Origin of the sequence: Dietzia sp. PP-33, from assembly GCF_033790845.1 — a bacterium.
Classification (GTDB): Bacteria; Actinomycetota; Actinomycetes; order Mycobacteriales; family Mycobacteriaceae; genus Dietzia.
Map to the genome: position 1 here is coordinate 60739 of NZ_JAMYEI010000007.1, position 18619 is coordinate 79357.

At 72.5% G+C, this 18619-nt stretch carries 14 protein-coding genes; 8 read left to right on the top strand and 6 right to left on the bottom strand.

What is annotated here, in order from left to right:
* Positions 1-33 precede the first annotated feature (33 nt).
* Positions 34-651, top strand: a complete 618-nt coding sequence (locus tag NJE57_RS13005) for an urease accessory protein UreD (RefSeq protein ID WP_319028873.1) — start codon at positions 34-36, stop codon at positions 649-651.
* Positions 652-721: 70 nt separating this feature from the next.
* On the opposite strand, the gene NJE57_RS13010 is transcribed toward NJE57_RS13005, so the two are convergent.
* The 3 genes from NJE57_RS13010 to NJE57_RS13020 are packed head-to-tail and all read right to left on the bottom strand — an operon-like array spanning position 722 to position 5273.
* A complete protein-coding gene (locus tag NJE57_RS13010) occupies positions 722-2593 on the bottom strand; it encodes a glycosyltransferase (RefSeq protein WP_319028875.1) in 1872 nt (623 codons plus the stop codon).
* Positions 2594-2647: 54 nt separating this feature from the next.
* Positions 2648-4744, bottom strand: a complete 2097-nt coding sequence (locus tag NJE57_RS13015; protein ID WP_319028876.1) for a DUF6541 family protein — start codon at positions 4742-4744, stop codon at positions 2648-2650.
* Positions 4745-4748: 4 nt separating this feature from the next.
* Complete coding sequence (locus NJE57_RS13020; RefSeq protein ID WP_319028878.1) at positions 4749-5273, bottom strand: GtrA family protein; 525 nt, start codon at positions 5271-5273, stop codon at positions 4749-4751.
* A gap of 65 nt (positions 5274-5338) precedes the next feature.
* Between NJE57_RS13020 and NJE57_RS13025 the strand changes: the two genes are divergently transcribed.
* The gene (locus tag NJE57_RS13025; protein ID WP_319028879.1) at positions 5339-6061 is read left to right on the top strand and encodes a response regulator transcription factor; all 723 of its coding nucleotides are present in this window, start codon (positions 5339-5341) and stop codon (positions 6059-6061) included.
* A complete protein-coding gene (locus NJE57_RS13030; protein ID WP_319028880.1) occupies positions 6058-7161 on the top strand; it encodes a HAMP domain-containing sensor histidine kinase in 1104 nt (367 codons plus the stop codon). The genes NJE57_RS13025 and NJE57_RS13030 overlap by 4 nt, the downstream gene beginning before the upstream one ends.
* Here the strand turns inward: NJE57_RS13030 and NJE57_RS13035 are convergent.
* The 3 genes from NJE57_RS13035 to NJE57_RS13045 all read right to left on the bottom strand — a co-directional run bounded on the left by NJE57_RS13035 (position 7115) and on the right by NJE57_RS13045 (position 9221).
* Positions 7115-7837 carry a DUF2202 domain-containing protein gene (locus tag NJE57_RS13035; protein ID WP_319028881.1) on the bottom strand — a complete coding sequence of 241 codons (723 nt, stop codon included), beginning with the start codon at positions 7835-7837 and terminating at the stop codon, positions 7115-7117. The genes NJE57_RS13030 and NJE57_RS13035 overlap by 47 nt on opposite strands.
* A gap of 327 nt (positions 7838-8164) precedes the next feature.
* Complete coding sequence (locus NJE57_RS13040; RefSeq protein ID WP_319028882.1) at positions 8165-8425, bottom strand: hypothetical protein; 261 nt, start codon at positions 8423-8425, stop codon at positions 8165-8167.
* Positions 8426-8462: 37 nt separating this feature from the next.
* A complete protein-coding gene (locus NJE57_RS13045) occupies positions 8463-9221 on the bottom strand; it encodes an ABC transporter permease (protein ID WP_413464413.1) in 759 nt (252 codons plus the stop codon).
* A gap of 103 nt (positions 9222-9324) precedes the next feature.
* Between NJE57_RS13045 and NJE57_RS13050 the strand changes: the two genes are divergently transcribed.
* From NJE57_RS13050 to NJE57_RS13070, 5 genes are all read left to right on the top strand, one after another.
* Positions 9325-10680, top strand: a complete 1356-nt coding sequence (locus NJE57_RS13050; RefSeq protein ID WP_319028884.1) for a lipase family protein — start codon at positions 9325-9327, stop codon at positions 10678-10680.
* A gap of 221 nt (positions 10681-10901) precedes the next feature.
* A complete protein-coding gene (locus tag NJE57_RS13055) occupies positions 10902-12350 on the top strand; it encodes an FAD-binding oxidoreductase (protein ID WP_319028885.1) in 1449 nt (482 codons plus the stop codon).
* Between the two features lie 89 nt (positions 12351-12439).
* Positions 12440-13201 carry a decaprenylphospho-beta-D-erythro-pentofuranosid-2-ulose 2-reductase gene (locus NJE57_RS13060; protein ID WP_319028886.1) on the top strand — a complete coding sequence of 254 codons (762 nt, stop codon included), beginning with the start codon at positions 12440-12442 and terminating at the stop codon, positions 13199-13201.
* 2 nt (positions 13202-13203) lie between these two features.
* Positions 13204-15189: an arabinofuranosyltransferase gene (locus NJE57_RS13065; RefSeq protein WP_319028887.1), complete on the top strand. Its 1986-nt coding sequence runs from the start codon at positions 13204-13206 to the stop codon at positions 15187-15189.
* 54 nt (positions 15190-15243) lie between these two features.
* Positions 15244-18606 carry an arabinosyltransferase domain-containing protein gene (locus NJE57_RS13070; RefSeq protein ID WP_319028888.1) on the top strand — a complete coding sequence of 1121 codons (3363 nt, stop codon included), beginning with the start codon at positions 15244-15246 and terminating at the stop codon, positions 18604-18606.
* The last annotated feature ends 13 nt before the right edge of the window (positions 18607-18619 follow it).

Genomic DNA, 18619 nt, shown 5'->3' on the forward strand with positions numbered 1-18619 from the left:
ACGCATGGCCACAACCGGGGAGCCGCCGACGACATGGCCTCACTCGTCGTGCAGTCGGCGACCAGCGGATTGATCACCGGCGAGCACCTCAGACAGCGCATCGTGGTGCGCGACGGTGGTCGGGTGCGGGTAGTGGGCCAGGGCGCGATGCCTGTCCAGAAGGCGCAGAGCCAGCAGGGGTCCGCGGAGGACCTCCAGTTGAACGTGGTCTCCGGCTCGCGCCTCGAATTCTTCGCGGAGCCCCGGTTGCTCTTTCCCGGTTCGGAGTTCAGCCAGGTCACGAAGGTTGCCCTGGACTGCTCTTCAGACATGGTCCTGGTGGACGCTGTGGTGCGCCACCCCGAGCCCGGCGCGGTGTCGTACTCCTCCGAGATCCGACTCGAGTTCGACGGGACGGTGGTCGCGGTGGAACGCATGGGTTTCGCGAGCGTGCCGGAGGACCGCTTCGGGGCGACGGCGCTCATACTCGCGGTGGGTGGGTTCGTCGCCGGGCTCGACTGGAAGCCATGGTTGGAGAAGCACAGCACGCCGACGAGTTACGGCGCGGTATCACCCCTTCGAGAATGCACTGGGGCAAGCGTTCGTATCGTGGCCGACGACGGGCGCCACCTGAGGGCGGCGATCGACGATGCGCTCGCGATCCTCTCGTGAGCCCGCCGACGGTCGACGGGATGGCCAGCGCGGTCCGGGGCACGTCTGGCCCGACCCGGCGAAGCCGCTGCTACACCCCGTACAACCGCGCCCAGTTCTCGCGCGTGGTGAGCCGGGTCTGCGCCCGCCGCCACCTCTCCTGGGCGGCGGGGGCCTCGCGGATGAACCGCGCCAACAGCGCGACCAGGCGTTTCTGCAGCTCCGAGGCCCGCGCGGGGTCGACCTTGCGGTGGTGCACGCCGGTCTGCGAGGCGTCTGTCACGTACACCTCGTCGAACAGCGAGACGTGCCACCAGGCCGCGTCCTCGTACGGGATCGCCACGACGCCCCGGCGCTGACGGCCGAGCTTCTGGACGAGCAGCCGCTTGGCCAACACCTGGTCCTCGCGGTCCTCACGGGGGATGCCCACCTTGCGCTCCACCCCGATCCCCGCGGGCAGCGCGCCCACGTCGAGCCTGGCCGTCTCGGGGTACCCGGCGCGCTCGACGCGGACGGCGGCCAACGCCGCCTGCCCGCCGTCGCCCATGCCGAGGGCGCCGTCGGGCCCGTCCAGGAACGCCTCGATCCCGCGCATCCGGGTGGCGGCGAGCCCGTACTGCATGGCCACCAGCGCCCGGAGGACGCTCCGGCCCAGGTTCTTGGCCATGTCCTTCGGCTCGATCCCGTGTCGGATCGCGGCGGTGACCAGTGAGTTCCGGTGGGAGAAGAACTGGCCGAAGTCATCGCCGTCCTTCCAGTAGAAATCGGCGTGCCACACGGCCGCCCCCTGCAGGGTGCAGGTGGGGATCCCGGCCTGACGGCAGCGCAGCCCGTACTCGATGTCGTCCCACTGGAAGAAATAGGGCAGGGGCAGCCCGACCTCCGCCACGGCCTCCCCGGGGATCAGGCAGGACCACCATGCGTTGTACTCGGCGTCGATCCGGCGCTCCTGCCGGCCGTCCACGACGGACTCGTCCCGCAGCGCGAACTCGTCGGCGTCGAGCCCGCCCTTGAGCTGGTCGAGCCGCGTCCGTTCGGCGGAGACCAACAGGTAGTCGGGGTTGAACAGGTAGAGCATCTGCGCGCCCACGAGCATCGGTTCGCGCGTCACGGCGGCGAAGGCGAACAGTCGCAGCACGGTCTCCGGTTCGACCCGCACGTCGTCGTCCATCAGCAGCACATCCACCGGCCCCGGAGCGCCGGGCGCGGTGGCCTCGAACATCCCGCGGCTGAAGCCCCCCGCGCCGCCGAGGTTGGGCTGACGCAGATAGTGCAGCCGGTCGCCGAACTCCCCCGCCGCACGCCGGAACGGCTCGCGGGTCTCCACGAGGTCGGTGCCCTGGTCCGTCACGTAGAGGTCGTCGATGAGCTCGGCGACCAACGGATCGGAGGCCAACGACTCGACGGTGGCCGCGCAGTCGTCGGCCCTGTTGAACGTGCAGATGGCCACCGCGGCGCGCCGGGCCGGGATCGTCGTCGTGGCTCCCCACGTCACCTCGGACACCGACACCGCGGCGTCCACGGCGTGGAACTCCAGCCACATCGCCCCGCCGTCGACGAAGGTGTCCACCGGCACGTGCAGCACCGCCATGCCGTCCCCGTGGTGGTGGACCACGTCCACGGTCCGCACGTGGGAACCGATGTCGGAGGCGCGGACCAGCACGTCCACCTGCCCGCCGGTCTCGATCGACACCCGCACGGTCAGCTCGGTCACGGACGTCCAGCGCTGCCAGTAGGAGGCCTCGAACCGCCCGAAGTAGGTGTTGGTGTCCACGATCGCGCCGGCGTCCAGGTGCAACTCTCCGCGGGTGCGGCGGACCACGCCGCGCACGATCCGCGAGTACAGGTCGTCGTTGACCCACCTGCGCGGACCCGAGAACAGGGTGCGCTGGAGCAGCAGGTCACGCTCTGCCCGGGCGGAGCCGGCGTCGGGACCGGCGGCGGTCACGGTGGTGGCGTCCATGTGGCGGGTGCTCCTGGGGTTTCGGGGCGGGGATCGACTCACGCCCGGGCCACATCAGGGTCCGGTCGCGCCGTCCAGGCTAGTCCCCGGCCCGGCGGGGGCGGCGGCGACCAGCGGCGAGTCGGTGTTCGGCGGCTGCACCGGCGGCACCTCCACCGGGATGCCGGGCGGGGGCGGCAGCGGTGCGTGGTCGGCGGGTACCGGCAGCACCTCGTACAACCGGGCGCCCGTGGTCTCCTCCACCAGCCGCAGGTGCGGATTGAACTGCAGACCGATGAAACCGGTGGGGCGACCGGGCCCGCCCACGACGCCCGTGCCGACGACGACCCAGCGCACGTCGAGGTCGCGTGCGACGCGGGTGACGCCCGGGTCGAAGCCGTACCGGTTGAACGAGGTGTAGAGGGTCATGCGGTCGGCGCCGACCTGCGCCACCGGGTCGTCGGCCAGGGGTGCGCCGAACACCACGGGCACGCCGTGCAGTGCGTACACCCAGGCGGTGCCGTCGAACGGGTCGTTCACCACCGACCCCCCTTCGTAGCGGGCGTCCAGTGCGTCCAGGACCACCCGCTCCTGCGCGGTGACCGCCGGCCCGTCGCCGTAACCCCACACCCGCAGATGCTCTGCGAGCACGACGTGGCCGGAGGCGACCACCAACCCCAGCACCACCGCCACGGCGATGCCGCCCCGGGCCGCGGGCCGTCGGAGCGAACCCCGCGGTACCAGCGCGCGCACGCCCGCACCGGCGAGCACCGCCGAGGGCAACACCAGCAACGAGGCGAAACGGTAGTAGTCGTCCCACCAGAACCCGGTGAACGTCCGGACCCAGTCGCCCTCCACCGCGGCCGCCAGCACGTACAGCCCGCCGTAGACCGCGAGTGCGACGACGGGTGCCGCGAGCGGGCGTCTGCGCGCCGGGTCCGCCACCGCGGAACCGAGTCCCACCAGCACCGCCACCGCGATCCCCACCGACGCCACGGCGATCGGTCCGAGGTCCAGCACGCCCGCCACGGCCCGCCAGACGCTCATCTCGCGCGGCCAGGAGAACTCCGCGAGGGCCCCGGTCGTACTGGAGGAGACCATGGACACCGACCACACGACGTACGGCGCCGCGATCGCGCCGGCCAGGGCGAACGCTCCCGCCACGACCAGACGGGGTCGCGCGGCCGGGGCGGCCAGCACACCGGCCGCGGCCTGCGCGGCGAGCGGCACCGCCGCCGCCAACGCCACCGACGGGTGCACCGACCACGCCCCCGCCATCCCGGCGCCCAGCAGCAGCCCGTGGCCCACGAGCCACGGGCGCCGCGCGGCGAGGTGGTCACCCAGCAGGACGAGCCCCGGGATCACCGCGATCCCGAGCGCGAACGGCAACACCGGGCCACGCCCGAGCGGCAGGTAGGGGAACGCCCACGCCGACGCCGCCACGAGGGCTGCAGCACCCGCGGCGAGGCGGGACCCACCACACAACCGTCCCGTCAGCACCGCCGCACCCAACACAAACACCGTGCCGGTCGCGGCGGAGACCGCGTTCAGCGCTCCGGGCGGCACGCCCCCCGGGAGCCCGACCAGCAACGCGGCCAGCGCGTGGTAGGTGTCGGGGTAGAAGTAGTTCTCGTTGGCGGGTTGACCCACCGGGGCGAGGTCGGCGACCCCGGCCCGCCCGGTCTCGGCGATGAACCGCGTGGCGCCGCCGTGGAAGATCGCGTCCCAGCCCTGGGGGATGGCCGTGAGACCGCGGGTGGCGAGGAGGATCTGGACGGTCGGGACCGCGGCCAGGACGACGACGACGACGAGGTCGGCCAGCGTCGGGCCCGGCCCGCGACCGCGGGGCTCGTCGTCGTCGCCGTCCCCCTCCCCGCTCCGACCCGCGCGCCGGTCCGCCACCCGGTCCGGCACCCGACCCGCCACCCGGGCGGCGATACCGAACGCGACAGCGCCCAACAGCGCCACCACCAGCGCCACACCCGCGGACACCGGGCCCCAGCGGACGTCGACCGCGGCGGTGACCGTGGTGCCCACCGCCACGACGGCCAGTGTGAGCGCCGGACCGGCCGCCACCGCGTCCCGCCACCGGGTGCCCACGGCCAGGCAGATCGCCGCGCCGGGCGCCACCAGCAGGGCCACCGCGGCCGCGATGAGCATCAGGGCGGCCACGCGATCAGCGCACCCGGAAGATCACGGTCCGCTGGACGATGAAGTTGGTGACGGTGGCCACTCCCTGGGCGATGACGTAGCCGACCGTCGTGGCCCAGAACGTGCTCCAGCCCAGGTCATGGAACCACGGCACCAGCAGCATGAACAGGCCCCACTGCACCCCGAACATCAGCGCGTACAGGCCCATCGTGGCGACGAAGCGGGCCCGAGAGGGCTCGGCCTGGAAGGTCCACCGGCGGTTGAGCGAGTACGCGGTGAGCGTGCCGGCCACGAAGGACAACGCCTTGGCCGGGCCGTAGCCCAGGCCGAGGAGCATGAACAGTTGGAGCAGCCCGTAGTCGACGACCGCCGAGAGGACGCCGGTCAGGAAGAACCTGGTGACCTGGGTCCTGAAGTCCGTCGGTCGCGTGGGGTCGGATTCGTGTCGGGCCTCGAGCGGGTCGACGGCCCCACGGAGGGAGTCGAGGACGGAATCGTCCGGGAGGTCCGCTCTGGCTCCGTCGGATGCTGCGCCGCTGGGTGAAGTCACTCGACCAGGGTAGTTCCCGGGCGATCCCGACCGCGTCGCGCACCGCCGAGGAGGACACTGGGAGTGTGTCCTCTCCCAACCCAGTCAGCCGCCGCCGCGTCCTCGTGGTGGACGACGAACCGCACATCCGCCGGGTCCTGGTCGGCTATCTGGAGGCGGACGGATTCCGCGTCGTCGAGGCGGGCACCGCCGCCCAGGCGCGGGACCTGGTCGGTTCCGCCGATCTGGTCCTGTTGGACATCGGACTACCCGACGGCAACGGGCTGGACCTCCTGCGCGACCTGCGGTCGGTCTCCCCGGTGTACGTGATCCTGGTGACCGCCCGCGCGGAGGAGGTCGACCGACTGATCGGCCTCGAGGCGGGGGCGGACGACTACGTGGTCAAACCCTTCAGCCCCCGCGAGGTCAGCGCCCGCGTCCGGGCCGTCCTGCGACGGGCGCGCGAGGTCGGACCGGTCGGGGCGCCGCCACTCACCGTCGGCGGGCTCTCCGTGGACGTCGGGGCCCGTGAGGTCACCGTCGACGGGGTGGGGGTGCCGCTCACCCCGATCGAGTTCGACCTGCTGGCCACCATGGCGGCCGCGCCGGGCCAGGTGTTCTCCCGCCGGCAGCTCCTCGACGCGGTGTGGGAGGGCGGGCACTTCGGAGACGAACGCGTGGTCGACGTCCATGTTCGTGGACTACGGCGGGCCCTGGCCGACGATCCGGCGACGCCCCGGTTCGTCGCCACCGTCCGGGGCGCGGGGTACAAGGTCCTCCGACCCGGGGGCCACGGGGGTGCGCGATGATCCGCACCCTGCGCGGCCGGTTGTTCCTGTCCCACCTCGCGGTGGCGGTCACCGGCGTCGCCGTGGTCCTGCTCGTGGTGCGGCTGACGGCGCCGATGCTGTTCGACGAGTCCCTCCGGCCCGGCGGCCCCGGCTCAGACGGTGCCCGCGGGGCCGGGGCAGGCCTGCGGGCGACCGTCGCCGACGCCGTCACGGCAGCCACCGTGTGGGGCGCGGTCGCCGGCGTGACGGTCGCCCTCCTCGCGGCCGGGATCGTGGGCCGCCGTCTGCTCCGCTCCCTCGCGGAGGTGGGTGCCGCCACCACGGCGATCGCGGCCGGGGACTACACCCGTCGGATCACCCGTCCCCCCGAGCGCGAGATCGCCGCACTCGCGGACGACGTGACCACCCTCGCCCGGACGATCGCCGAGACCGAGGCGCGCCGGATGCGCCTCATCTCCGAGGTCGCGCACGAGATGCGGACTCCGCTGACCGTGGTGGACGGGTACGTGGAGGGCATCGCCGACGGCGTGTTCGGAATCGAGGAGCTGCGTCACGTCCGCGCCGAGAGCGCCCGGCTCAGGCGACTGTCCGAGGACCTGTCGACGCTGTCACGGGGCGCGGAAGGCAGGATCGAGCTCGCGCTGACGGAGACCGATCTCGCCGTGCTCGTGCGCGGCACCGTCGACCGGCTGCGACCGCAGTTCACCGCGACGGACGTCGAGCTCCGACTGGTCCCACCGGAGGGGGCGGTCCCCCTCGTCGTGGACCCCGACCGCGTCGCACAGGTGCTGGAGAACCTCGTCGTCAACGCACTGGCCGCCACCGGGCACGGCCAGGTCACGGTCTCGGTCCGACGTACCCCGGGCGGGGCGGAGATCTCAGTCGCCGACACCGGCATGGGCCTGGACGCCGAGTCGGCGGAGCGGATTTTCGAGCGTTTCCACCGCGGCCCCGGCGGACACGCAGGCGGGTCGGGTCTCGGGCTCACCATCGGACGGCAGCTGGCCCGGGCCCACGGGGGCGACCTCACGGTCACCTCCCGGGGCCCGGGTCAGGGATCCACCTTCGTGGTCAGCCTCGCTCGAACGCCCGTAGGTGCTTCTCCGACCCGGCCCTGAGGTGGTCGTAGACGGCGTCCAGATCGGGCTGCTCGGTGGCCTCCATCGCGGCCTCCAGGCCGGCGATGTCGAGCTGCTCGAGTTCCGCGCCCACGGCGAGCGCCTCGGACTTCGAGGTCAGGCCCCGCTCCAGCCAGCCATCGTAGAGCTCCTGGAGCTCCGGGTAGGCGTAGACGCCCGGCGTGGAACCGATGGACGGATCGGGTAGGTCGTGGTTGGCGAGCACCGTGGCCGTCGCGTCACCGTGCCTGGTCTCCGCGGCAGAGATGTTGTCGAACCGGCGGTCCGGCCACGCCTCGCCCAGCGCCACGTACAGATCGCGGGCGAGACGCTCCTCCTCGCGCATCATCGACAGCGTCTCGGACTCCTCCGCGGACAGGGTGCCGGCGGAGGCGGGGATCTCGAGCTGGTGGTCCTGCTGGTCGTGACCCTCCTGGCCCGGCTCGTGGCCCTGCCGGCCCTGCCCGGGACCGCCCTCTCCGGGCGCACCGTGACCCCGCGGACCCCTTCCCTGCTGTCCCCCGGCGGCGACCTGCTCCTGGGCGGCGACCGTCGCGACCCGGGCGTCCTCGGTGGGCCCGTCGTTCCCGGCCAACGCATATCCTCCGGCAACGGCGACCGCCACCGCCCCGGCCGCGGCGACTGCCGCCACCGTCCGACGGATGGTCCTGTTCACGTTCGTCCTCATCGTCCTCACCTCGTCCCGGCCCCACCGTGGGGGCCTCGCGTGCTGGTTCCTCCAGCACCTCGATTCCACCGCCCGGGCGTGAAGCATCCGCGGGCGAATCGTGTGGATACCGTGAGGATCGTCACGAGGCTTGCCCTCCCGGCCGCGGCGTGCCATTCTCATGAGATCGCGCGCATACCAGCGCGCTTCTGGTCGAACTGACGGGCGGCACATCCGCCGAGTGCGTTCGATTCCGCGGGAGCGATCCGTTCCGGCCACCCCATCTCCACCTCGGCGTCCACACCACAAGGTCCGCGCCATCCCCCGGGTGAGTCGTCATCGCCTCCGCAACGCATCGCCAGCAGGACGCGTCAGCGCCGCCCCGGGCGGCCTGTCGTCGATCCTTCTCTCGCCGACCAGGAGGAATCCCATGTCCCAGTACCGCAACTCCGCCATGAACAACGCGCCGACCGCGTTCTCGTACACGCCGACCGGCCGCGCCATCCCGCCGTCGTCGCCGCTGCCCACGCCGGGCCGTCGCCCGGCCGCGCCGTCGTGCACGCCCACCGGCCGCATCGTCCTGTCGACACCGACCACCCGCGGCTCCGCCTGAGCGACACCCGTTCACCGGCACCTACACCCGGTCGGCGGCCACCAGCAGGGTGGTCACGACCAAGGCGATCGCGCCGCAGGCGAGGATCCCGGTCGAGACGAACAGTTGCATGACGCCGGCCTGCCACGGCTCGGCGCCACCGAGGACCATGCCCACGAACGCGCCCGGGATGGTCACGAGGCCGATGGTCCGGGTCTGGTCCAGCGACGGGGAGAGCGCGGTCGCGGCCGCCTCCCGGCAGACCATCATCCGCGCCGGGTAGTCGGTGAACCCGAGCGACAGCGCGGCCTCCACCTCGCCGTGGCGCACGTCCAACTCGTCGTGCGCCCGCCGCCCGGCCAACCCGACGATCGCCATCGCGTTGCCCATGAAGATGCCCACCACGGGGATGATCGACAGACCGTCAGGACGTACGACCCCCGCGGCGAGCAGGCCACCCACCACGACGACGGGCGGCACAGCGACGGGGAGCGCGCACCACAGCGCGTCCCGCACCGTGGCCCGGGGTGTGTCCGCCCGCGGAGCGCTGCGACGGGCCAACCGCCTCGCCGCCGCCCACGAGGCCGTCGTCGCCATCACGACCACGAACACGCCGACCAGCCACACCCGATCGGCGACGTAGCCGATCACGAGTGCGAGCACGATGAGTTGCAGGGCGGCGCGGATCGACGCCCACGGGACCTCGCGCTCCAGCCCCGTCCGACCCAGCCAGGCCACCACCGCCCCGATGACGACGAACAGGACCACGGCCACCGCGAGGGCGGGGCCGATCTCGATCATCGTGGAGCCCACGAGAGCGAGCGTACGTCGCGACGGGGCATCCGTCGCACACCCGACACACGTATCACGCGTCGTCCCCGGGCGGCCGCGATACCGTACGCGCATGATCACGCGACGCCCCTTCCGTACCGGAACCGCGGTCGCCGCGATGGCCCTGGCCGTGGCCTGTGCGGTCTCGGGCTCCCCCGCCCTCGCCCAGTCCGACCCCCTGTCCGCGTTCCGGCCGGCCCCGCCCGAACAGCGCACGCCGGAGCGGTACCTGCCGAGTCCCTCGCCCGACCCCTGGTACTCCTCGCCCCCCACGGTCGACCCCGCCACCGCTCCCGGCACCGTCCTGGCCACACGCCCGGTGACGATCCCCCCGCACAACGTCCGCAACTTCGGTCGCGGGTGGCAGGTCCTGGTCCAGAGTTCCGACTCGCACGACCGTCCGCAGCAGATCGTGTCCACGATCATCGAACCGCGCACACCCTGGCCCGGCCCGGGTGCGCGGCCGCTGGTCTCGTTCAACGTCACCATCGACTCGCTGGGGCTCGAGTGCATGCCGTCGCACGTCCTGCCCCACAAGTTCAACCTGGAGCTGCCTCCCTTCCTGCAGATCCTCGCCGATCGCGGTTACGGGCTCGTCCTCACCGACTTCCAGGGCCCCAGGGCCGCGTACGCGGCGGGGCGGGCCAACGGGCGGGCCGTCCTGGACGGGATCCGTGCGGCCCGCGAGTTCATCCCGGCGGCCGATCCGGGCCCGTTGTTCTCCGACTCGCGCGTGGTCCAGGTGGGCTACTCCGGCGGGGGGATCGCCACGGGCTGGGCCGCCCAACTGCAGCCGGTGTACGCGCCCGAGCTCACCGGGGTGCTCGTCGGATCCTCGGTGGGCGGGGTCCCCGCGGACTACGCGGACCTGTTCGACACGATGGACGGCACGCTCGCCTCCGGCCTCTACCGCGCGGCCGTGCTGGGGTTGGCCCGCGAGTACCCGCAGCTGTACCCGCTGCTCAACGACACCGGCGACGTGGTGGCACATCAGCTCCGGGACGCCTGCGCCTCGGCCAACACCGTCGGGGGACTCGCGCCCTTCCCGCTGTCGACACTCACCGACGTCGACCCCCGTACCGACCCCACGGTGCAGGCGGTGATGGCGCGGAACCGGCTGGGGCGGGCCGATCCCACCCACGGAGCGGATCCACGTGAGGTCCCCTCCGGGCCGGTGCAGGTGTGGCACGCCGACGCGACCGTCCCGATGGGCCCCGGTCCGGGCTCGTCACAGGGCCCCGGGGACACCTTCGTCCCGGAGTGGACCGCCCACAGGCTGGTCGAGGAGTGGTGCGCCGCGGGTGCGGACGTGGAGTACACGCCCGTGGCCGGTGAACACGTGACCGGCGCCTACACCGCCGTCGGCCCCGTGATGGACTGGGTCGACGCCCGCGCCCGCGGGCAGGCGTTCACCAGCGGCTGCGGCTGACCCACACCTGTACACCCGCCGCCCCGACCCGACCGCCCGACCTCGCCGACTTGTGCGGCCCCTCCGGCCTGCGCGGCCCGAATGCCCGGATCGGCCCGGTTCACGCTGCCGGAATGGACCCGACAGGCAGCGCACGTCGGGCAAGCAGCGCGAGTGGGGAAGGCAGCGCACCCGGGCGTCGCGTCGGCGGCTCACCGACGACGAACGGTAACCTCGACCGCGTGAGCACCACGCGAAGCACCACCCCGGCCCAGTCCTCCCTGGACACCGAACTCAAGCGTCTCACCGGCTGGGGACGCACCTCACCGGCGATGAGCCACGTACTCACCCCGCGCTCGGTCGAGGAGATCTCCGCAGCCGTCGCAGCGGTCAACGACGCCAACGCCTCCGGGCCGGCACACCTGCAGCGCGGAGTGGTCGCACGGGGGTTGGGCCGGTCCTACGGGGACAGCGCCCAGAACTCCGGCGGCCTCGTGCTGGACATGAGCCGCTTCAACCGCATCCACGAGCTGAGTGCCGAGAGGGCGCTGGCCGTGGTCGACGCCGGCGTGAACCTGGACCAGCTCATGCGTGCCGCGTTGCCGTTCGGCCTGTGGGTGCCGGTCCTGCCGGGCACACGCCAGGTCACGGTGGGCGGTGCCATCGGTCACGACATCCACGGCAAGAACCACCACTCGGCCGGGTCGTTCGGCAACCACGTCACGCGGATGGAACTGCTCGTCGCGGACGGCCGGGTCCTCACCCTCGAGCCCGGCGGGACCGTCGATGACCCGGAGGGCACCCTCTTCTGGGCCACCGTCGGCGGCAACGGGCTGACGGGCATCATCCTCAAGGTGTGGATCGCGATGACCCGCACCGAGACCGCGTTCTTCCTGGCCGACTCCGACCAGACCTCCTCGCTCGAGGAGACCATCGCGCTGCACACCGACGGCTCCGAGTCGAAGTACACCTACTCCTCCGCCTGGTTCGACGCGATCAGCGCGCCGCCGAAGCTCGGCCGGGCCGCCGTGTCCCGCGGGTCGCTGGCCACTCTGGCCCAGCTCGAGGAGTACGCGCCCGAGTTGGCGAAGAACCCGCTGGCGATGGACGCCAAACCTCTGGTGACGTTCCCCGACGTGTTCCCGAACGGCCTGGCCAACAAGTACACCTTCGGCCCGATCGGCGAGGTGTACTACCGCCTCGGCGGCACCTCGCGGAACAAGATCAAGACACTGCCCGCTTTCTATCACATGCTCGATCTGTTCTCGGAGTGGAACCGGGCCTACGGATCCAAGGGTTTCCTGCAGTACCAGTTCATCGTCCCGCCCGGCGCGGTCGAGGGCTTCAAGGAGATCATCGGCGACATCCAGCGCTCCGGGCACTACTCCTTCCTCAACGTCTTCAAGCTCTTCGGACCCGGCAACCAGGCCCCGCTGTCGTTCCCGATGGAGGGGTGGAACGTGTGCGTGGACTTCCCCATCAACGACCGGCTGAACGCGTTCGTCAACCATCTCGACGCCAAGGTCCTGTCGATGGGCGGCCGGTTGTACACGGCCAAGGACTCCCGAGTCCCGGCCGAGCGTTTCCACGCGATGTACCCGCAGATCGACTCGTGGATCGCCACCCGCCGCGGCATCGACCCCAACGGGGTGTTCGTGTCCGACATGGGGCGTCGACTCGAGCTGCTCTGACCCGCTCCGACCGGCGCGGCGGGCGCGATGAGCGCCCGTGACCCGTGAGCGGCGCGGCCGTCTCAGGGGGCCTCGGTAGACTCCTGCGCATGATCAATGCCGTCGGCGTCCCCCAGACACTGCTCCTGCTCGGAGGAACCTCCGAGATCGGCCTGGCCATCTGCGGGGAGTACCTCCAGCAGGGCCCGATGCGAGTGGTGCTCGCCTGCCTGCCCGGCGACCCGGCGATCGATGACGCGCGGGCGGAGATGACGGCAGCCGGGGCCACCGCCGTCGACGTGGTGGACTTCGACGCCGCCGCCACCGACACCCATCCGGCCGCGTTCGAGCAGATCTTCGCGGGGGGCGACGTGGACGTGGCGATCGTCGCGTTCGGCCTCCTCGGGGAGAACGAGGAACTCTGGTCCGACCAGCGCAAGGCCGTGCAGATCGCGCAGGTCAACTACACCGGCGCGGTCTCGGTCGGCGTGCTGCTCGCCGAGCGGATGAAGGCGCAGGGGTACGGCCGGATCATCGCCATGAGCTCGGCCGCCGGGCTCCGTGCCCGCCGCTCCAACTTCGTCTACGGCTCCACCAAGGCCGGGCTCGACTCGTTCTACACCGGCCTCGGGTACGCGCTCGCCGAACACGGGGTGGATGTGCTGGTGATCCGTCCGGGCCAGGTGCGCACGCGCATGTCGGCGCACGTCAAGGAGGCGCCGCTGACCGTCAACAAGGACGACGTGGCCCGCATCGCGGTGAAGAACGCCGGGGCCGGCAAGGGCGCGGTCTTCGCCCCCGCCGCGTTCGGCGGGGTGATGGCCGTGCTCACCCACGTGCCGCGACCGATCTTCCGCAAGCTCCCCTTCTGAGCATGCCGGTGGCGCTCCGGGGGCCGGGCCTGGCGGCCGCGGCGACGCTGCTGGCCGCGGCCGTCACCGCCGTCGTCCTTCTCGGCACCTCCCTCGTCTCGTTCCCCGCCTACGGCAACTCCAACGTCCTGCGCGCCCTGACCGTGGTGGGGCAGGCAGCCGCCTTCGCCCTGGTGGTCGCCGGCGTGCTGTGCGCGCGCGCCGGCGAGCGGCCGGGCGGGCGGCCCGCGCTGGTGCGGGTGGGCAAACTCGCCGCCCCCACCGGGTCGGCCCTGCTCGTGGCGTCGACGCTCGGCATCCCGCTCGCCGCGTCCCGGTTGTACCTGCACGGGGTGAGCGTCGACCAGGAGTTCCGCACCCAGTTCCTCGGCCGCTCGGCCACCTCGCTCGGACTGCCCGACATGGCCTACGCCGACCTGCCGTCCTTCTATCCCTCGGGCTGGTTCTGGCTCGGTGGGCGGTTCGCGAACCTCGCCGGCCTCGAGGGGTGGGCGGCCTACAAGCCGTGGTCGATCCTGTCGCTGGCGGTCGCCGCGGCGCTCGTCACCGTGTTGTGGACCCGCCTGCTGCGCACGGACCTCGGCGCGGTGGTGGGCGTGATCTCGACGTCGGTGATGCTGGCGTACGGCAGCCCGGAGCCCTACGGCGCGGTGGTGGCGCTGTTCCTGCCGCCCGTGCTGATCCTCGCGTGGCACGCCGTGGCACCCACCTCGCGTCACGGGGGTCGCGGCGCGACCGTGGCCACGACCCTGTTCCTGGGTGCCTCTGCCAGCACGTACACGCTGTACACAGGGCTGGCGGCGGGCACGGTGGTGCTCATGGCCGCGGTCTCCACTGTCCTGGCCGCGCTCGCGCACCGCAGCGGCGGCGACGGGCGGCCACGCCCGTTCCCACCGCGTTCGTTCCCACCGCATCCGTTCCCGCTGTGGCTGCCCGCGGCCCGGCTCGCGGTCATCGGGGTCGGGTCGATCCTCGTCGCACTCGTGGTGTGGGCGCCCTATCTGCTGGCCGCGCTCGGCGGCGCCCCGGCCGACTCGGGAACGGCCCTGCACTACCTGCCCGACGCCGGCGCCCGCCTGCCGCTGCCCATGACCGCCGGCGGACTCACCGGCTGGGTGTGCCTGGTCGGCCTGGTGTGGATCGTGGCGCGCGCGTGGACCTCGCGGCGCGCGCAGGCACTGGGGCTGGGAGTGGTCGCCGTGTACCTGTGGAGCCTGGCCTCGATGGCGGTCACGGCCCTGGGGACCACCATGCTGGGCTTCCGGCTCGAGCCCGTACTCATCCTGCTCCTGGTGGTGGCCGGCGTGTTCGCGATCGTCGAGCTGGCCGGCCTCATGGTGCGCGCAGCCGGGCGTCAGGGCGGCGAGGACAGGCCCGCCGCCGAGGCCCGCGACCGGCGTCGACGCGCCACCGCCGTCGTGGGGGTCCTGGCCACCCTCGCCGGCCTCGCCCATGCCCAGGGGATCCCCGATCACCTGCACGAGGAGATCCGGTTGGCCTACACCGACACCGACGGCCACGGCACCCGCGCCGATCGCTACCCGCCCGGGCCCGAGTCCCACTACGCCGAGGTCGACCGGGTCATCCTGGAGGCGTTCCCGGACCGCGAGAGGACCGAGCTCGTCGTCGCCAGCACCGCCGACGCCTTCCTCGCCTACCACCCGTACCTGGCCTACCAGGCCGTCACCTCCCACTACGCCAACCCGCTGGGCAGGTACGCCGAGCGCAACGAGGCGATGACCGGCTGGGAGGACGCCACCAGCGGCGACGAGCTGTACGCCATGATGAACGACACCCCGTGGCGGCGCCCGGACGCCATCGTCGCCCGGCCCTCGGGCTCCGGGTACGCCCTGCGCCTGGCCGAGGACACCTACCCCAACGACCCCAACGTGCGCCGCTTCGGCGTCACGATCCCCGCCGAGGCCGTCACCGGCCCCCACTTCGAGGTCCACGACGTCGGCCCGTTCGCCGTGATCGTGGTGCGATGAGGTGAGTGGACGGTGACGGCGAGCGGCGGGGGTGACGGCCCGGGGACCGGGGCGGTGAGACCGGACGACGACGTCCGCGATCGCGATGGCGGGCGCCCCCTCGGGTTGCACCCGTACCCGGGCATGGACCGGGATCGCCGACTCGCCGTGATCACCGGTTTCCTCGGTGCCTTCCTGGCGATCCTGGCCGGGTTCCTGCCCGTCCACCAGGACACCACCGAGGTGCGCTGGACCGCCGGGCCCGACTACGCCTCGGTCACCGCCCCGCTGGTCTCCGGGCGACCGCTCGACCTGACGATCACCGCGCCCTGTGGCCCGCTGGCGCAGGTGCCCGCCGACACCATCGTGTTCTCGACCCTGCCGGAGGACGCCCCGGGGCGGATCTCCGACGGGCTCGTGGTGCAGCGCTCCACCGACGCCGCCGGGGACCCGGCGATAGAGGTGGCGGTCCGCAACATCACCCTGCTCTCGGTCCCGCTGTCCACGTTGCGGGACCCGTCGTGCGAGTCGCTCCGCGTCCGGGCGGAGGTCGGGGTGTTGACGGCCGAGTTCACGGGACTCGACCGGGGCCCGGACGACACCGACGACCCGGTCAGCGCCGCCGTCCCCGGCACCATGCGCCCGCAGGTCACGGGAGTGTTCACCGATCTGACACCCGCGACCGCCCCGGACGGCCTCGGCGCCTCCACGGTGGAGATCACCGTCGACTCCCGCTACTCGTCCAGCCCCACCGTCCTCAAACAGGTGCTGATGGTCCTGGGCGTCCTGGCCACCCTCGCCTCGGTGGTGTTCCTGCACCGCCTCGACGGGATCGACGGGCGGTCCGGGCGGCGGTTCGTACCCCGCTCGTGGACCCGGTTGTCGGCCGTGGACGCCGTGGTGGTGGGCGTGCTGGGTTTCTGGCACCTCGTGGGTGCCAACACCTCCGACGACGGCTACCTGCTCACCATGGCCCGGTCGGCCGGCCCCAGTGGGTACATGGCCAACTACTACCGCTGGCTCGGCTCCCCCGAGTCGCCCGTGGGGTGGTACTACGAGATCCTGCGCGTGTTCGCGGAGGTCTCCACCGCGAGCCCGTGGATGCGCCTGCCCACCCTGGCGTGCGGGATCCTGGCCTGGCTGATCATCAGTCGGGAGGTGGTCCCCCGGCTGGGCAGGCTCGCGCGCACCTGGCACCGGCCGCGCTGGACGGGCGCCGCGCTGTTCCTGGCGTTCTGGATGGCGTTCAACAACGGGCTGCGCCCCGAACCCGTGATCGCGCTGGGCGCGCTGCTGACCTGGTCGCTGGTCGAGCGGTCCATCGCCACGCGCAGGCTCGTACCGGGGGTCGCCGCGATCGGGGTGGCGGCGTTCTCCCTCGGTGCGGGACCCACCGGGCTCATGTGCGTGGCCGCGCTGGCCGCGGGAGCGCGGGAGTTCGTCCGCATGGTCCGCCGACGCGCCCTGGTGATCGGCTGGGCACCCATCGCCGGCCCGGTCCTGGCGGTGGGACTGGCCCTGCTCTACACCGTGTTCGCCGACCAGACCGGCGCCGCGGTGCTCGAGGCCACGCGCCTGCGCACCGAGCTCGGCCCCAACCTGCCCTGGTACGGCGAGAAGGACCGGTGGGAGGCACTGTTCGGGGTGTCCGCCGACGGCGGGGTGGCCCGCCGCTTCCCCGTCCTGCTCATGCTGATGTGCCTGGCGCTCGTCTCGGCCGTGATGCTGCGCCGCGGCCGGATCCCCGGAGCCGCCGCGGGGCCCTCCCGCCGCCTCATCGGCGTGATCGCCGGCTCCCTGTTGTTCCTGGTGTTCACGCCCACCAAGTGGACGCACCACTTCGGCGTGTTCGCCGGGCTCGCCGGGGCGCTGGCCGTCCTCGCCGTGATCGCCCTGAGGTCCTCGACCGTCTCGCTGCGCCGCAGTCGATGGCTCGTCGGTGCCGCGCTGTGCCTCGTCGTGGGTCTGTCCACCGCCACCAACAACACGTGGTGGTACGTCTCCGACTACGGCATCCCGTTCTCCGACACGTTCCCCGAGTTCCTGGGGGTGCAGGTCCAGTACGTGGCGTTCGTCGGCGGTTTCGTGTGTCTGCTGATGGCCGGGCTCATCCACGCCGGGATCCTGCCCGAATCGCCCGACGGCGCGGTCGCCCGCACGCTCGCCCGCGTCCTGCCCTTCCGCAGGTCCGCCCCCGACACGCCCGCGGCCCGGAACCGCGATCGCCGCCGGATCCGCGCCGGACGGGGACCCGGCATCGACGGCGCCCCGCTGACGATCGTGGCGTTCTCCGTGGTGATCTTCGAACTCTTCTCCGCCGTGACCGCGGTGTTCGTCCAGACCCCGGCCTACACGGTCGGCCGGGCCAATCTGCGCGCGCTCACCGGCGAACCGTGTTCCCTCGCCGACTCGGTGCTCGTGGAGGAGGACTCCAACGACGGCCTGCTCCGGGCCGTGGGCGCCGGACCGGAGATCTCCCTGGGTGCGGGAGTGGTCAACGGCTTCGCGCCCAACGGCCTGCCCGACACGATCACGGTCGACAGTGAGGAGTCCTCCGGGTCGCTGGCGCTGTCCGACTCCGGTGAGCGCGAGCCGGGGGACGGCGTGGACGCCGGCACCACCGGCGGCCGGGGCGAGGTCACCGTCAACGGCTCCACCGTCGCGTTGCCCTTCGGCCTCGACCCCGAGACCACCCCGGTCCTGGGTTCCTACCGTCGCGGCCCCCAGGTCGCGGCCGAACTCACCTCGGCCTGGTACCAACTGCCCGCCCGTCGACCCAACAGTCCGCTGCTGGTCATGGCCGCCGCCGGACGCATCGGCTCGGGCGACCTGAGGATCGAGTACGGCAGGCCCGGCCGGGTCGGCGCCTCGGGCCCCACCGACTTCGAGGTCATGGGGTCCATGGCGCCCATCGACATCGGCCCCGCCCCCGCCTGGCGCAACCTCAGGATCCCACTGGAGTCGATTCCCGAGGATGCCCAGGTCGTGCGGGTGGTGGCCACCGACGGCAACCTGGACCCCGACCAGTGGCTCGCCGTGACCCCGCCCCGGAACCCGCGACTGCGCACCCTCGACGAGGTCGTCGGCCACACCGACCCGGTCCTCGTCGACTGGGTGGTGGCCCTCGCCTTCCCGTGCCAGCGCCCGTTCGTGCACAACGGCGGAGTGGCCGAGATCCCCCGCTACCGGATCCTCGCCGACCGCGAGTCCTCGGCCGCCGCCAACTGGTGGCAGAGCTCCGGCGGCGGCGGGCCGCTCCTGTGGACGGGCCAGACCGTGGAGCCCGTGACCGTCCCCACCTACCTCGACCACGACTGGTCGAGGGACTGGGGTTCGCTCCAGCGCTTCGAGCCCCTCGACCCCGGGGCGGCGCCCGCTGAGCTCGTACGCACCAGTTCCGTGCAGTGGGGCTGGACCACGCCGGGTCCCATGAACTGATCGTCGCCTAGAA

Bases quoted from the DNA above. Each gene is read 5' to 3' on its own strand.
- NJE57_RS13005 (WP_319028873.1), top strand. From the start codon at position 34: ATGGCCTCACTCGTCGTGCAGTCGGCGACCAGCGGATTGATCACCGGC.
- NJE57_RS13050 (WP_319028884.1), top strand. From the start codon at position 9,325: ATGATCACGCGACGCCCCTTCCGTACCGGAACCGCGGTCGCCGCGATG.
- NJE57_RS13060 (WP_319028886.1), top strand. From the start codon at position 12,440: ATGATCAATGCCGTCGGCGTCCCCCAGACACTGCTCCTGCTCGGAGGA.
- NJE57_RS13030 (WP_319028880.1), top strand. From the start codon at position 6,058: ATGATCCGCACCCTGCGCGGCCGGTTGTTCCTGTCCCACCTCGCGGTG.
- NJE57_RS13065 (WP_319028887.1), top strand. From the start codon at position 13,204: ATGCCGGTGGCGCTCCGGGGGCCGGGCCTGGCGGCCGCGGCGACGCTG.
- NJE57_RS13045 (WP_413464413.1), bottom strand. From the start codon at position 9,221: ATGATCGAGATCGGCCCCGCCCTCGCGGTGGCCGTGGTCCTGTTCGTC.
- NJE57_RS13010 (WP_319028875.1), bottom strand. From the start codon at position 2,593: ATGGACGCCACCACCGTGACCGCCGCCGGTCCCGACGCCGGCTCCGCC.